This is a genomic window from Streptomyces sp. NPDC045287 (genome assembly GCF_056432325.1).
Genome location: NZ_JBWKJG010000002.1, coordinates 292006 through 306675 on the forward strand (window position 1 = coordinate 292006; position 14670 = coordinate 306675).

Consider the following 14670-nt stretch of genomic DNA (forward strand, 5'->3'; position numbering starts at 1 on the left):
GGGGCGGGGCGCCGCCGGGTGGGTGTTGCGGGGGGGGGGGGGGGGGGCGCGGGGGGGCGGGGGGGGGGGGGGGGGGGGGGGGGCGGGCCCCCCCCCCCCCCCGCCCCGCCCGCCCGGACAGCGGCCCGGGCGGGCACCCCGCAAGGTGCCCGCCCGGAAGCGACGTCGCTGGGGAACCGGTCAGTCCATCTCCCAGCAGACCGCGTCGAACGTGGCGGCCTGGGCCTTGCCCGCCTGGACGTAGCTGCCGTCCACCCAGCAGCCCCTCATGTCGCTCGTGTGCGCGGCGGCGGGGGAGGCGGTGAAGAAGCCGACCGCGAGCAGACCGGCCAGAGCGATCGAGACGCGACGAAGCATGTTTCTCTCCTTTGAGTGAGTGGGGACTCGCCACGACTCTTCACCAGCCGGGGCGGTACCGCACGCCGGGACGTACGACCGGGTGGTCCGCCCCTCTCCGCCCCCCGCCCCTCCACCCGTCCGCGCGCGGGTGCCCGCTCCCGTGAACGGCCCCGGGCCGGCCGCGTCGCGCGGCCGGCCCGGGGACCCATGCGGGGGAGAGGAGGAGTCACGTGGGGGGCGGCGGTTCCCGGCGCTGCTCGGGGTCGCGGCCCAGCTGGTCCTTGAGCCGCTCCTGCGCGGTGTCGACCTGGCCGCTGTACTGGCCCTGCGTCCGCTTGTCGACGTAGTCACCGGCCTTGTCGACGCCCTTGCCGACGTGGCCCTCGTGCCCCTTCAGCATGTTCTTGAGCTTGTCCATCATGGACATGGGTCGTCCTCTCGCCGAGTGACCCCCTGCCGTCCAGTCTCCCCGCCCCGCCCCCCGCCCGCATCCGGGAACGGACCCCCGCGACTCAGGCCCGTCCGGCCGTCTCGCGCCGGGAACCCAGCCACTCCTCGTGAGCGCGGCCCACCCGCTCCCACAGGGTCGCCCGATCGGCCGCGTCCAGGTCGCCCAGGTCACGGCGGAAGGCGCCCTCCAGCAGCCCGAACCACTCCTCCGGGGTGTCCACGACACGCTCCTGCGCGCCCGCGGCGCCGATCCGCAGGAGCACCCGGCCGCGCAGCACGTGCACGGTGTCCGGGTCGCGGCGCAGCGCCGTGAACGTCGTCATGAACGGCGAGTCCGCGGCCGTCGACAGCCGCCGGTGCTCGTCGGCGAAGTCCTCCGGCGAGGCCGCCTCCCCCCGGAACTCCATCACGGGGAACGTGCTGCGCGCGTCGTGGTGGAACGTCCACCCGCCCGGCTCGGCCACCGAGGGTTCCATCCGGTACGTGAACGGGCCCCGCCGGTACGTCCCGGCGCGCAGCGGCAGCGGCTCGTGCGGCCCGTCGCCCAGGCCGACGTCCACGAACCACCCCTCACCGCCCACCCGCACCGTCAGCGCCATGTGGTCGCCGGTCGCGCCCCGCCCCGCCGGGTCCTGGTGGACCCCGCCGACGTGCCGGGCCACGTCGTACCCGAGGGCCTCCAGCAGCGCGGCGAAACCACCGTTCAGGTGGAAGCAGTAGCCGCCCTGCCCGGCCGCGAACCGGCGCACCGACAGCTCCGCCTCCATCCCGGGCGGCCGGCCGAGCTGGATGCCGACGTTCTCGTACGGGATCCGCTCCAGGTGGGCCCGCTGCAACGCGAACAGCTCCTCCACGGACGGGCTCCCGGAGGGAACGACACCGAGACGCTCCAGGTACCTCGCGAAACCTTCTGGGATCATGGTGCCCGACCATAATCCGCCGGGCGGCCGGGGCGGTCGGCGGGGTGGGAGGGGGCGGGCGCCGCTCAGTCGGCCGACGCCGTCCAGCCGTCCGCCTCGATCAGTGCCGCGTCCGACGGCCGCGCCTCGTCGAACAGCGTCCGCCCGCCGTCCAGGACGCGCAGCCCGTCCACGTACACGCCGCGCCCCACGTAGCGCGTGTCCGTCGCGTACCGCCAGCGCAGCCGTACGGGACCGGCGCCCGACCACGCCGACAGGTCGGCCTCCAACCGGTGCCAGACCCGCCCCGACCAGCCCGTCACCGACCCGCCCGGGTGCCCCGCCGGCTCCCCGCCCGGCCGTACGGTGACGAACGGCACCGGCCGCCACCCCGCCGCCCCGCCCCCGGCCGGCTCCGCCGACGCCTCCAGGACGAGCGTGTCCGCGCCCGGCTCGGTGTCCCACCACAGTGCGCACCGCAGCCGCGCCCGCGCCGTCACGGGCCGTACGGCCGGCAGGGTCAGCGTCGCCGCCGCGGCCGACGCCGTCCCGGCGAACCAGGCGGTGCGGCCGTGCGCCGGGCGCACCGGCACCGCCCGGGCCAGGCGGTCGGCGGCGGCGACCCGCGGCGCCGACCCCGAGCGCCAGCTCCGCACCGGGTGCACCGAGTTGCCCAGCAGCACCAGGAACGAGTCGGTCGTCGGGTCCAGCACCAGGCTCGTCCCGGTGAACCCGGTGTGCCCGGCCGTGCGCGGCGTGGCCATCGCGCCCATGTACCAGTGCTGGTACAGCTCGAAGCCCAGCCCGTGCTCGTCGCCGGGGAACGCGGTGTTGAAGTCCGTGAACATCAGCTCCACCGACTCCGGACGCAGGATCCGCGCGGAGCCGTAGGCACCGCCGTTCAGCAGCGTACGGGCGAGGACCGCCAGGTCCCAGGCGCGGGAGAAGACCCCCGCGTGCCCGGCGACCCCGCCGAACCCGTACGCGTTCTCGTCGTGCACCTCGCCCCACACCATGCCCCGGTCGATCCCCGACCACGGCCGGCGCGCGTCCTCCGTCGCGGCGATCCCCGGCCGCCAGGAGGCGGGCGGGTTGAACCGGGTGCGCCGCATCCCGAGCGGACCCGTGATCCGCTCGCGCAGCAGCACGTCCAGCGACCGCCCGGTGACCTCCTCCAGCAGCAACTGCAACGCGATCAGGTTCAGGTCGGAGTACCGGTACACCGTGCCGGGCGGGTCCAGGGGCCGCTCCTCCCACAGCAGCCGCAGCTTCCCCTCCCGCGTCGGCTCCAGGTACAGCGGCAGCCAGGCGCGCAGCCCCGAGGTGTGCGTCAGCAGGTGACGCACCGTGATGCCGTCCTTCCCGCCGCCGCCGAAGTCCGGCAGGCGCTCGGCCACCCGGCCCTCCAGCTCCAGCGCGCCGCGCTCCAGCAGTTGCACCACCAGGATCGACGTGAACAGCTTCGTCAGCGACGCCAGGTCGAAGACGGTGTCCTCGCGCATCGGGATCCGCTGCTCCGGCGGCAGCTCCACGCCCCGCCCGGTCGTCTCGTCGTAGGCCGCGTAGCGCACCGCGTAGCCGATCGCCCGGTGCAGCGCCACGGTGGGGCCGCGCCCCGCGAGGAGCACCGCGCCGGCGTACCAGGGGTGCGCGGGGGAGGGGCCGAGGAACCGCTCGGCGTCGGCGACCAGCAGGTCGAGGTGGCGGGGCAGCAGACCGGCCCGCTCGGCCGTGCCGTGCCGCAGCACCGGCCCGGCCGCCCCCCGCGGGGCCCCGGTCGAAGCGTCCCGCGCGGCCCCGGAGCCCTCCCGGCCGGCCGCGGCGGCGCCCGGAAGCGGGCCGATCACCAGCGCACCCCCCAGTGCCAGCGCCCCGCCGCCGAACCCGCGGCGCCCGATCCCGCCCCCACCCGGCTCCCGCACCATGCCCGCCCTCCCCGCCCACGGCACCGCCGTCTGAAGGAAACCTTCGCCGTCGCGCACATCAGGTGAAACTTTCTTACCGCCGCATCCGCCCGTCAAGGAGGCGGACGGCGGAACCGAGACCCCGCCGGCCCCGTCGGCGTGCGGGCCGTCCGCGGCTCTGGCAGCGTGGCCGCATGGGTACGCAGACCGACGGGGACCGGGGCCGCGCCACCGGGCCGGAGCCCGGGGGCGGGGCCGCCGCGCCGCGGCCGTGGCGCCAGAGCACCACCTGGGTCCCGCTCCTGGCGCTGGCCGTCCTCGCCCTCGGCTGGGGCCGCGACCTGCCCGGACCCGCCGTCGCCGTCGTCGGGCTCTGCCTGGTCGGGGCCGTCCTGTCCGCCGTCCACCACGCCGAGGTGGTCGCCCACCGGGTCGGCGAGCCCTTCGGGTCGCTCGTCCTCGCCGTCGCCGTGACCGTCATCGAGGTCGGCCTGATCGTCATGCTGATGGCCTCGGGCGGCGACAAGGCGGCCACGTACGCCCGTGACACCGTCTTCGCCGCCGTCATGATCACCTGCAACGGCATCGTCGGCCTGTCCCTGCTCGCGGCGACCCTCCGCGGCCGTCGCGTCGCCGTCTTCAACGCCGAGGGCTCCGGCGGCGCCCTCGCCACCGTCACCACCCTCGCCACGACGACCCTCGTGCTGCCCGCCTTCACCACCGGCGCCTCGGGCCCCGAGTTCACCGGGGCGCAGTTGACCTTCGCCGCCGTGGCCTCCCTCAGCCTGTACGGGCTCTTCGTCACCGTGCAGACCGTCCGCCACCGGGACTACTTCCTGCCCGTCACCACCGAGGGTCGGCCCCTCGACCCGACCGCGCACGCCCCGCCGCCCTCCCGCGCGGCCACCGGGTGGAGCCTCGGCCTGCTCATGGCGGCCCTCGTCGCCGTCGTCGGCCTGGCCAAGCTCGCCTCGCCGACGATCGAGTCCGGCGTGGCGTCCGCCGGCCTGCCCACGGCGGTCGTCGGCGTCGTCATCGCCCTCATGGTGCTGCTGCCGGAGACCCTGGCCGCGCTGCGGGCCGCGCGCGGCGGGCGCGTCCAGACCAGCCTCAACCTGGCCTACGGCTCCGCGATCGCCAGCATCGGGCTGACCGTGCCGGCGATCGCGCTCGTCTCCGTGTGGATGTCCGGGCCCCTGGTCCTGGGACTGGGCGACGTCCACCTGGTGCTGCTGGCGCTCACCGCCGTGGTGAGCGCCCTGACCGTGGTGCCCGGACGCGCCACACTCCTGCAGAGCGGCGTCCACCTGCTGCTGTTCGCCGCCTTCCTGTTCCTCTCGTTCAGCCCCTGAGGGCCGCCCCTCCGGGGGGAGGCGGCCCCCGGGGTCACTGCGCCACGCGCACCACCCGCAGCGCCGGGTCGCGCAGGATGTCCCGCTCGCAGAACCGCGCGGTCACCCACCGCTCCTGCGAGTACAGCCGGGTCTGGTCGGCGTGGTGCGGCGAGCCCGGGTCGGAGGACTGGGAGTACGACAGCAGCGTCCGCGCGACCGGGCACCGGCTGTCGTCCCAGCCGACCGCCTGGACGTGGCTCGTGCCGTGCCGCACCTCCGTGTAGCCGCCGCCCGCCGCGTCCCACACGGGGACCGTCATGTTCCACACGCCCGTGTTCGTGCCGCCGTGCACGGGGATGCGCTGCCCGCCCCGCACCACGAACTGGTGCTCGCCCAGCGGGGCGTCGAGCGGGATGCCGGCGGCGCGCAGCTCGTCGACCGCCCCGCGCAGCGCCGTGGCGAAGCCGGGCGCACCGGTGTTCAGGCCGCGCGGCGTGCCCACCGGGTCGGCCGCGGAGAACGGCACCTTCCACCGCTCGGCGTTCGTCGTCTCCCGCTGGAGCCGGATCCAGAACCGGTCGAACAGCAGCGCGCCCCGGCTCGCGGTGTCCATCCGGCGGTCCCACCGCGCGAGCGCCCCGCACGCCTCCGGGTCGCCCGGGAGCGCCGCCGGGCACGCCCGCACCACGTCGTCGGCGGTCAGGTCGGCGGCGGGCACCCGGTTGGCGAACTGCTGCCGCTGGAGGTCGGCCACGGTCAGCCCGCCCCGGTCGGCCATCGCCGCCACGTCCTCGATGGCGCCGCGCGTCCGCAGCGACCGCTCCGTTCCCACGTCGCCGAAGACCCGCTCGTACCGGGTCAGCGGCCGGTCGGCGTTGGACAGCCAGGCACTGTCGTTGGAGTTCTCCGCGTACGGGGCGTCCTGGAGCAGCGGCCAGCGCGCCGGGCCCATGATGCCGGGCTGCACCGCGTCCGGGTCCCGGCCCAGCACGCAGTCGCCGCGCGACCCGTCGAGCACGGCGACGCCCGTCGCCGGGTACAGGGTGCGGCCCAGCGGCGTCGAGCACTGCCCGGCCAGCTCGTCCGTGATCCTCGGCACGACCTGCGCCTGCGCGAGGAGCGTGCCGCCGTTCCGGTCGGAGGCCACCGTGTTCACCCACGGCAGGCCCTGCGTGCGGCGCAGCGCCGCCGCCATGTCCCGCGTGGAGCGGGCCTTGGCGAGGCCGAGCGAGGTGTCCGTCATGCGGAGGTTCCCCGTGTTGGGGTCGTGCAGCGCGTACGCGGTCGTCGCCGTCCACGGCAGCGGGTCGCCGCCGAAGGAGGTGACGACCGGCCCGTACCGCGTCCACCACTGCGTACGGGTCACCGGCTCGCCGTCCGCGACGGGCACGGTCACGGTCCGCCGCACCATCCGCTCGGCCTCGCCGTCCACCAGGTACGCGGTGGGGTCGGCCGGGTCGAGGGTCAACTGGTGCAGGTTCATGGTCCGGCCGGTGGCGACGGTGTGGCTCCACGCCACCTTGTCGGTGAAGCCGACCTGCACGAGCGGCGCGCCCAGCAGCGAGGCGCCCTGCACGTTCAGCTCGCCGGGGATCGTCTGCTGCGACTGCCAGAACCGGCGGCCGCCGTGCCACGGGTAGTGCGGGTTGCCGAGCAGCAGGCCCCGGCCGTTCGCGGTGGTGGTGCCGGCGAACGCCACGGCGTTGGAGCCCATCGTCGCGTTCCGCTCGTCGAACAGCTCCCGCGCCGCCCCGGCCACCCGGCCCGGGTCGGCGCCGGGGCCGGGGGCCGTGCCGGAGGCGGGCGGCCGGGCGGCCGTGATGGCGTCGACGAAGGCGCCCTCGCCGCCGAGGACCGCGAGCGCGTACGCCCGCCGGGCCACGTCGAGGCCGCTGACCGGGTGGACCCACGCCTTGCCGGCGCACGCCGGGTCCGTCACCCTGTTCTGCTTCAGCCAGGCGTTGTACCCGGCCGCCCAACCCCGCATCAGCTCCTTCTGCGCACGGCTGGGCCCGGCGGGCGCCGGCCGGGCGAGCAGCCGCTCCACGGTGCGCGCGTCGCGCACCCCGGCGAAGTACAGGTCGCTGGAGAGGTTCGTGCGGGCCGACGACAGCGACCCGTCCGTCGTGGCGTCCGGGCCGAAGTGCCGCGACCGCTCGCCCCGTACGGTCACGAACCCGTCGGCGAGCACGCACACCTGGTCGGCGGCCTGCGCCCAGCCGGTGCCGAAGCCCAGGGAGGCGTAGTCCTTCGCCAGGATGTGCGGGATGCCGTACTCGGTGTAGCGGATGGTCGCCGACAGGCCGCCCGCCGAGGGGCGGTGGTCGCCCGCCGCGGGTGGCGGGGCCGCGGTGGCCGGCAGCGTGGCGGCGGCCGTGGCGAACACGGCCGCGGCGACCGGTAACAGGCGTCTCAGACTGGTGCGGAACAGCAACGCGTCTCCCAACTGGGGTGTGTGCCAGGTCGGTTGTCCCATGCACTCACCCTCGGGGGCGCACTGTCATCCTCCTTGGGGCGGATCCGTGATCATCCCCCGGACCCCCGGCGGCCCGGAGATTCCCTCAGGGTCACCGGAGGTCGACGATCCGCTTGATCTTCCCCACCGACCGCTCCAGCGTCCCCGGGTCCACCACCTCCACCGCGACCGTCACCCCGACACCGTCCTTGACGGCCGCCCGTACCTCCACCGCCGCCTCGACCCGCCGCCGCGGCGCCGTGTCCGCGCGCGCCTCGACCCGCACGGTCAGCGCGTCCAGCCGCCCTTCGCGGGTCAGCCGCAGCTGGAAGTGGGGGGCCAGCCCCGGTGTGCGCAGCAGGACCTCCTCGATCTGCGTCGGGAAGAGGTTCACCCCCCGCAGGATCACCATGTCGTCGCTGCGGCCCGTCACCTTCTCCATCCGCCGGAACGCCCGCGCCGTCCCCGGCAGCAGCCGCGACAGGTCCCGCGTCCGGTACCGCACCACCGGCACGGCCTCCTTGGTGAGCGAGGTGAACACCAGCTCCCCCCGCTCCCCGTCCGGCAGCACCTCGCCCGTCACCGGGTCGACGACCTCCGGGTAGAAGTGGTCCTCCCAGACGTGCAGCCCGTCCTTCGTCTCCACGTACTCCTGCGCCACACCGGGCCCGATCACCTCCGACAGCCCGTATATGTCGACCGCGTCGATCGCGAACCGCTCCTCGATCTCCCGCCGCATCTCCTCCGTCCACGGCTCCGCGCCGAAGATCCCCACCTTCAGCGACGTCGAGCGCGGGTCGACGCCCTGCCGTTCGAACTCGTCCAGCAGCGTCAGCATGTACGAGGGCGTGATCATGATCACTTCCGGCCGGAAGTCGAGGATCAGCCGCACCTGGCGCGCCGTCATCCCCCCGGAGGCCGGGACCACCGTGCAGCCCAGCCGCTCCGCCCCGCCGTGCGCCCCGAGCCCGCCCGTGAACAGCCCGTACCCGTAGGCCACGTGCACCATCTGCCCCGGCCGGCCCCCGGCCGCGCGGATCGACCGGGCCACCACGTCCGCCCACGTGTCGAGGTCCCGTTCGGTGTAGCCGACCACCGTGGGCCGACCCGTCGTGCCGCTCGACGCGTGGATGCGCCGCACCCGCGACCGGTCCACCGCGAACATCCCGAAGGGGTACTCGTCCCGCAGGTCCGCCTTGGTGGTGAAGGGGAACCGGCCCAGGTCCGCCAGCGACCGGCAGTCCTCCGGCCGCACCCCCGCCGCGTCGAACGACCGCCGGTAGAAGGGCACGTTGTCGTACGCGTGCCGCAGCGTCGACCGCAGCCGCTCCAGTTGCAGCGCCGCCAGTTCCTCCCGACCCAGCCGCTCCCCGGCGTCCCACAGGTCCTCCGTCATGCACCGTCCTCCGCCCGTCCCGCACCGACCCGTCACGCGGCGACCGACCATTCGGTCGAACCGCTCCCGACCAGTTACCCCGCGGAGCCCCTCCCCGGCAAGCCCCCCGACGAACCCGACCCGCCCCGGCTCGCCCCGCCCGGACCGGTCACCCCTGCTGCCCGGCTCGCCCTACCCCTGGTCGTTCGGCTCGCCCCGCCCGCCTAACTCACCCCCGCCCGTCCCGCCCCGGTCGCCCCTGCTGCCCGGCTCACCCCGCCCGCTCCCTGGCCCGTCCCGGTCGCCCGCCCTGCCCTCTGTCGCCCAACCTCCCCGCCCGCCCCGCCCGCCCGACCCGCGTCGCCCCGCCACCACCGGGGGAGCCGCCACCGCCGGGGGACCCGCTCCCCGCCGGGGCGCCGTCCAGCCGGTGGACCGGGGCGGCGCCCTCCCACCGACCGGGCAGGCGGGAAGGGGCCGCGGACTTGCGCGTGAACCTCCCCGGTCCCGCGGTCGGCTTTCGCGGTCCGCGCCCGCCGAGGGGCGCGTCCCACCCCGGGCCCGCCGCGGCGGGCCCGGTCTCATCCGACCGGGTTACCGTTGCGGCCATGGCCGCGCACGCCCCCTCGACCCGACTCGCCCTCGCCCTCGCCGTCACCGTCCGCCACGACGGCGGGGGCGGCGTCGCCGACGACCTGACCACCCCCGAGGCCCTCACCGCCTGGGTGCGGGACCACGCGGCCGACCTGCCCGCCGCGGTGCCCGGCCCCGCCGCGGACGCCGCGGCCCTCGCCGCCGTGCGCGAGGTCCGCGCGGCGGTCCGCGCCCTGTTCGCCCGCGCGGTGCCCGGCGAACCGAGCCGGGCCGACGCCGACCGCCTCATGCCCGTGCCGGACGCCCTCGACGTCCTCAACGCCGCCGCGGCCGCCGCCCCCCTCGTACCGCGGCTGACGTGGCGGCCCGACGGGGAGCCGGCCGCCCGGCACGTCCCCGCCGCGGCCCTTGCCGGCACCGACCCCGGGCGGGTCCTGGCGGCCGTCCTCGCCCACGCCGCCATCGTCTTCCTCGCCGGCCCGGACCGGCCCCTGCTGCGCGCCTGCCACGCCCCGCGCTGCGTCCGCTACTTCCTGAAGGGCCACCCCCGCCAGGAGTGGTGCACCCCCTCCTGCGGCAACCGGGCCCGCGTCGCCCGCCACCACACCCGCCACCACCCCTGACCCGCCGCCCGCTCCGCCCCGATCGGCCCCCGCCCGCCCCGCCCCGACCGGCCCCCGGCCCCGTCCGCGGCATCGCCCGAACCGGTGAACCGCCCGGCCCGGCACGCCTTCCGGGCCCGCGCCGCACCCCGCCGCCGACCCCGCCCCACCCGCCGTGCGACGCCCCCGGCCCCGTACCATGGGCCCATGTCCTTCCTCCGCCGCCGCAGCCCCGCCACACCCGCGGGCCCGGACTTCGACGTCCTGGCCATGGACCCGGGCGACTGGCCCGGTAATCTCGGCGCCGGCCTGCTCCCCGCCCCCGACGGCACGTGCCAGGGCGTCTTCCTCCGCTACGACCTCTTCGGCGGCCGCGGCCCCGCGATGATCATCGGCAACCTGCCGGAGGGCTCCCCGGCCCGGGAGCTCGCCGAGGGGCAGGTCCCCTTCGAGGTGGCCCAGCTCCTCGCGGCGCTGGACATGGACGAGCACGTCGAGGTCGCCGAGACCGAGGACGTCCCGGTCATGCAGGGCGACAACCTCCTCATCGTGCGCCGCCTGAAGCTCACGGAGAGCCGGATCTCCTGCGTCCAGTTCGATCGCAGCGACAACGTCCTGGTGACCATCGCCAGCTGGGACCGGCCCATCACCGACGACCTGTACGCCCTCCTCAAGCCGCTCCCCGCGGAACTCTTCCAGCAGGGCTGACCCCGAGGACCGCCATGACAGCGACGGACGAGGCGAACCCGAACGCGACGGCACGCGTCGACAGCTGGATCTGGGCCGTACGCCTCACCAAGACCCGCTCCCAGGCCGCCACGGCCTGCCGCGCCGGACACGTCCGCGTCAACGGCGACCGCGCCAAGCCCGCCCAGGCCGTCAAGCCGGGCGACGAGGTGCGCGTCTTCCACGCCGGCCGCGAACGCGTCGTCGAGGTGAAGCGGGTCCTCACCAAGCGCGTCGGCGCCCCCGTCGCGGCCGAGGCGTACACGGACAAGACCCCGCCCCCGCCGCCCCGCGAGCACGTCGCCCTCGCCGGCGTCCGCGACCGGGGCGCGGGACGCCCCACCAAGCGCGAGCGCCGCGAACTGGACCAGCTCCGCGGCGCCCGCCGCCCGTAGCGACCGCCGCTAGGAGGCGAGCAGCGCCGCCACGCGGGCCGCCGAGGTCCCCGGACCCGTCGGCCCGCCCAGCGCGGGCACGCCCGTCGCCGGGGCTCCGGCCCGGTCCCGGAGCAGGACCTCCTCCTGGTACCGCTCGCAGTCGCGGTGCCAGGTGTGGATGCCGGCCATCCAGTTCTCCAGCTGCCGCACGTACCCGTCCAGCACGGCGCGGGTCTCCCGGTCGAGCCCCAGGTCGTCGTAGAGCACGGGGAGTTCCTCCGCGGCGACGTGCTGGAACTGCCGCATCCGGGAGTTCATCAGGTCCCCGGTGATCGCCACGGCCGTCGGATGGTCCACGTCGAAGAAGTTCTGCGTGACGAGCACGCAGTTGTGCACCTCGCCCTCGAACTCGATCTCCTTCTGGTACGAGTAGAGGTCGTTCAGCAGCGTCGCGTAGTCGATCGCCGCGTTCTCCAGCGATCGCACCGGCCCGCTGCGGTAGACCTCCGGCGGGACGCGGTTGCCGTGCCCGATCCGGCACAGGGCGATCGTCATGTCGGAGCCGAACGTGGCCCGTCGCATCTCGATGTAGTCCACGGGTTCCGGGATCCGGTTCTGCGCCTGGTTCGCCAGCTCCCACAGCCAACTGTCGACCATGACCTCCACGGCCCGTCGGAACGCCGCGCGGTCCCGGTCGTTCATGGGTCCCGCCGTCCGCGGCCACAGGTCCGCCAGACCGCGTTCCAGCGCGTTCGCCGGGGCGGGCATCGAGGCGGGGGAGCCGTCCAGCGGCATGAACGACCTGAGCCGGTCGTTCTGGGCCCGCGCCCCCGCCAGGTCCCGCGTCCTGCCGTACACGACCGGGTACAGGTCGTCGCCGTACGTGCCCCAGGCCAGCCAGTGCGACGCCAGGTCCAGGTCGTCGGCGCTCGCCTCCGGGTGCAGCCCCGCCGCGCACAGCGGCAGGTCGTACCCGGCGAGCTTCCGCTCGTTCCAGACGCCGGACCCCGGCCGGCCGGGCTGCTCGTCCAGCAACCCCATTTCCCGGCTCCACGCGACGCACCGCTCCCTGGCGCCCTCCAGGTGCACGTTGTGCCGGACCCGGAACGGCATCTCGATGTGCGGCAGCACCGACGGCCCGACCCGCTGGAACGGCACGTGCGAGAAGCCGCGCCACCGCGCCGCCTCCGCGCGCGGCGTCAGCCGGACCGACGCGGCCGCCATCCCGAACGCGCCACCGCCCGGAGCGGCGTTCACCGCGCCCTCGTTCATGTACCGGCTGGAGCGCAGGTGCCACTCGTGGCCGCCCGACTGCCAGTCCTGGAGCCCCTTCGCGTACGCCAGGACCGCCGTGGTCTCCCGCGCGTCCAGGCCCCGCTCCGCGCACATCGGCGCCACCTCGGTCAGCGCCGTGTGCTCGAACTGCTGGAGCCGGGAGGTCAGCAGGTCGTTGACGGCGTCCGCGGCCTCCTGCGTCGAACAGCCCAGGAACCGCTCCAGGACCAGCACGCCGTTGCTGTTCTCGCCCTCGTCCTCCACCTCGCGCTGGTACGAGAACAGGTCGTTGCGCAGGTGCACCGCGTCGGAGAAGGCGTCCCGCAGCACCCGCAACGGCCGCGCGTCGGCCACCGACTCCGGCACCTCCGCGCCCGCCGCGTATTCCACGAGCCCCGCCGACCAGGGCGCGCCGCCCACCTTGCGGCGCATCTCGATGTACTCCAGCGGGTTCGCGACGCGCCCCTCGTTGATGTTGGACAGCTCCCACAGGGACTCGTTCAGCAGGTTCTCGGTCGCCACCGCGAACCGCGCCCGCCAGGCCGGCGACATCGCGGGCACCGTTCGCGCCCACAGGTCCGCGAGGCCCGCCTCGACCGGGTTCTCCGGCTCCGGCCGCGGCGCCGACGGGTCCGCCGGCATGAACGCCGGCAGCCGGTCCAGGTGGGCCTTGCCGCCCTCCCGGTCCTGCGTGCGCTTGAAGACCTCCAGGAAGTGGTCGTCGAAGAAGAAGACCCACACGTACCAGTCCGTGACGAGGGACAGGGCGTCGGCGTCGCAGTCCGGGTGGGTGTACGCGCACAGCAGCGCGTAGTCGTGGGAGTCGAGGTCGCGCTCCTCCCAGATCCCCGACCCCTCCAGCATCCCCATGCGCCGGGCCCACGCCCTCGTGTGGACGCGCGCCGCGTCCACGTGCGGATTGAGCCGTGCGGGATACGGCACGTAGAACTCGGGGAGTGCGAACGGTTGTGCCATGCGTGTCCCATGCCTTTCGGTGGGCGTGACGATCCGCGCGGGCCCTGCCCGTGCCCCGGCGGGCACGCGTGGACCGCGCACTGGTCATATGAACGCCGAACGGGGCGTGCGGGTCACGGGCGCCCCGCGGACGGGGCGGCCCGGCTCCACGGCCCGGCACGCGACGGCGCGCCGTGCCCCGGTGCGGACACCGGACGCACGGCGCGCCATCCCCCCCGTCGTACGGTCAGCGCGTGCCGACCGCCGCGCGCACGGCCCGCCGTGCCAGCGCGCAGTCGTCGTGCAGCCGCCGCAACAGCAGCCGCTGCTCCTCCCCGGGCGAGACCGTGCCGGGCTGGACGGGGACCGAGCCCGCGGGCGGCGCCTCCCTCATCGTGCGCTGCACCGCCGTCTCGTACGTCCGGATCTCCCGCGTCAGGACGAGCATCAGGTTCACCAGGAACGCGTCGCGCGCCGCGGGCCCACCGGCCTGCGCGTGCTGGCTGATCCGCCGCCGCGCGACGGGCGCGTCCCCCAGCACGGTCCACAGCGTCGCCAGGTCGTAGCCGGGCAGGTACCAGCCGGCGTGCTCCCAGTCGACCAGGACCGGCCCGGCCGGCGAGAGCAGCATGTTCGACAGCAGGGCGTCGCCGTGGCAGAACTGCCCCATGCCGTGCCGGCCGCCGGCGTGCGCCAGCCCGTGCAGCAGCTTCTGCAGGTCGTCGCGGTCCCGGTCGGTGAACAGCCCCAGCTCGTGGTAGCGGGCGATCCGCGACGCGTAGTCCAGGGGCGCGTCGAACGTCCCGGCCGGCGGGCGCCACCTGTTCAGCTGCGTGACCGCCCCGAGGACGGCCTTGACGTCCGCCCGCGGCGGCGCCTCCGCCACGTGACGGCTCAGCGCCGCGGCCCGGCCCGGCATCCGCTCGACGACCAGCGTCCCGTCGTCCGGGTCCGCCGCGATCAGCCGCGGCACCCGCACGGGGGGGCGGTGCCGGACGAACGCGCGGTAGGCGGCGATCTCGTGCCGGAACCGCTCGACCCACACGGGGGAGTGGTCCAGTAAACACTTCGCGACGGCGGTGGCCCGCCCCGTCGTGCCGACGAGGAGCACCGAGCGCCCGCTGCGCCGCATCACCTGCACGGGGTTGAACTCGGGGCAGATGCGCTGCACCGAGGCGACCGCCTTCCGCAGCTGGGCGCCCTGGGGCCCCGACAGGTCGATCCTCCCGCTGAGCGGACCGGTCACCGCCCCCGCCCAGCGCCTGTTCCGGCCCACCTGGGCCGGACCCGGGTACGGGCCGCTGCCGGCCGGTACCGTACGGGGCCGGGGCGGGGCGGACACGGAGGACGATGCTGTGTACATGGGGGAGGCAGATCCCTTCGTGT

General features: G+C 75.6%; 12 protein-coding genes. 4 read left to right on the plus strand and 8 right to left on the minus strand.

All coding sequences use genetic code 11. The features are described from left to right. Positions 1 to 180 precede the first annotated feature (180 nt). The 4 genes from AC07D6_RS04500 to AC07D6_RS04515 all read right to left on the minus strand — a co-directional run bounded on the left by AC07D6_RS04500 (position 181) and on the right by AC07D6_RS04515 (position 3613). The gene (locus AC07D6_RS04500) at positions 181 to 357 is read right to left on the minus strand and encodes a hypothetical protein (RefSeq protein WP_315878622.1); all 177 of its coding nucleotides are present in this window, start codon (positions 355 to 357) and stop codon (positions 181 to 183) included. Between the two features lie 208 nt (positions 358 to 565). Beyond that, positions 566 to 766: an antitoxin gene (locus AC07D6_RS04505; RefSeq protein WP_315878623.1), complete on the minus strand. Its 201-nt coding sequence runs from the start codon at positions 764 to 766 to the stop codon at positions 566 to 568. A gap of 85 nt (positions 767 to 851) precedes the next feature. Next, positions 852 to 1709, minus strand: a complete 858-nt coding sequence (locus AC07D6_RS04510; protein ID WP_479041905.1) for an arylamine N-acetyltransferase family protein — start codon at positions 1707 to 1709, stop codon at positions 852 to 854. Between the two features lie 65 nt (positions 1710 to 1774). After that, entirely contained in the window at positions 1775 to 3613 is a 1839-nt protein-coding gene (locus tag AC07D6_RS04515) for a serine hydrolase domain-containing protein (protein WP_479041907.1), read from the minus strand. 173 nt (positions 3614 to 3786) lie between these two features. On the opposite strand from AC07D6_RS04515, the gene AC07D6_RS04520 reads away from it, so the two are divergent. Then, positions 3787 to 4944 (plus strand): calcium:cation antiporter, encoded by a 1158-nt coding sequence (locus AC07D6_RS04520; RefSeq protein ID WP_479041909.1) that lies wholly within the window; start codon positions 3787 to 3789, stop codon positions 4942 to 4944. A gap of 34 nt (positions 4945 to 4978) precedes the next feature. On the opposite strand, the gene AC07D6_RS04525 is transcribed toward AC07D6_RS04520, so the two are convergent. Both AC07D6_RS04525 and paaK read right to left on the minus strand, forming a co-directional pair. Beyond that, positions 4979 to 7402: a penicillin acylase family protein gene (locus tag AC07D6_RS04525; RefSeq protein WP_479041911.1), complete on the minus strand. Its 2424-nt coding sequence runs from the start codon at positions 7400 to 7402 to the stop codon at positions 4979 to 4981. 91 nt (positions 7403 to 7493) lie between these two features. Further along, a complete protein-coding gene (paaK, locus tag AC07D6_RS04530; protein WP_479041913.1) occupies positions 7494 to 8777 on the minus strand; it encodes a phenylacetate--CoA ligase PaaK in 1284 nt (427 codons plus the stop codon). A gap of 587 nt (positions 8778 to 9364) precedes the next feature. Between paaK and AC07D6_RS04535 the strand changes: the two genes are divergently transcribed. The 3 genes from AC07D6_RS04535 to AC07D6_RS04545 all read left to right on the plus strand — a co-directional run bounded on the left by AC07D6_RS04535 (position 9365) and on the right by AC07D6_RS04545 (position 11073). Beyond that, a complete protein-coding gene (locus AC07D6_RS04535; RefSeq protein WP_479041915.1) occupies positions 9365 to 9973 on the plus strand; it encodes a CGNR zinc finger domain-containing protein in 609 nt (202 codons plus the stop codon). Positions 9974 to 10159: 186 nt separating this feature from the next. Further along, positions 10160 to 10660, plus strand: a complete 501-nt coding sequence (locus AC07D6_RS04540) for a hypothetical protein (protein ID WP_315878630.1) — start codon at positions 10160 to 10162, stop codon at positions 10658 to 10660. A gap of 14 nt (positions 10661 to 10674) precedes the next feature. Further along, positions 10675 to 11073: an RNA-binding S4 domain-containing protein gene (locus tag AC07D6_RS04545; RefSeq protein ID WP_315878631.1), complete on the plus strand. Its 399-nt coding sequence runs from the start codon at positions 10675 to 10677 to the stop codon at positions 11071 to 11073. Between the two features lie 9 nt (positions 11074 to 11082). Here AC07D6_RS04545 and AC07D6_RS04550 read toward each other — a convergent pair whose 3' ends face one another. After that, complete coding sequence (locus AC07D6_RS04550) at positions 11083 to 13305, minus strand: terpene synthase family protein (RefSeq protein WP_479041917.1); 2223 nt, start codon at positions 13303 to 13305, stop codon at positions 11083 to 11085. Between the two features lie 226 nt (positions 13306 to 13531). Next, a complete protein-coding gene (locus AC07D6_RS04555; protein ID WP_479041919.1) occupies positions 13532 to 14647 on the minus strand; it encodes an aminoglycoside phosphotransferase family protein in 1116 nt (371 codons plus the stop codon). Between the last annotated feature and the right edge of the window lie 23 nt (positions 14648 to 14670).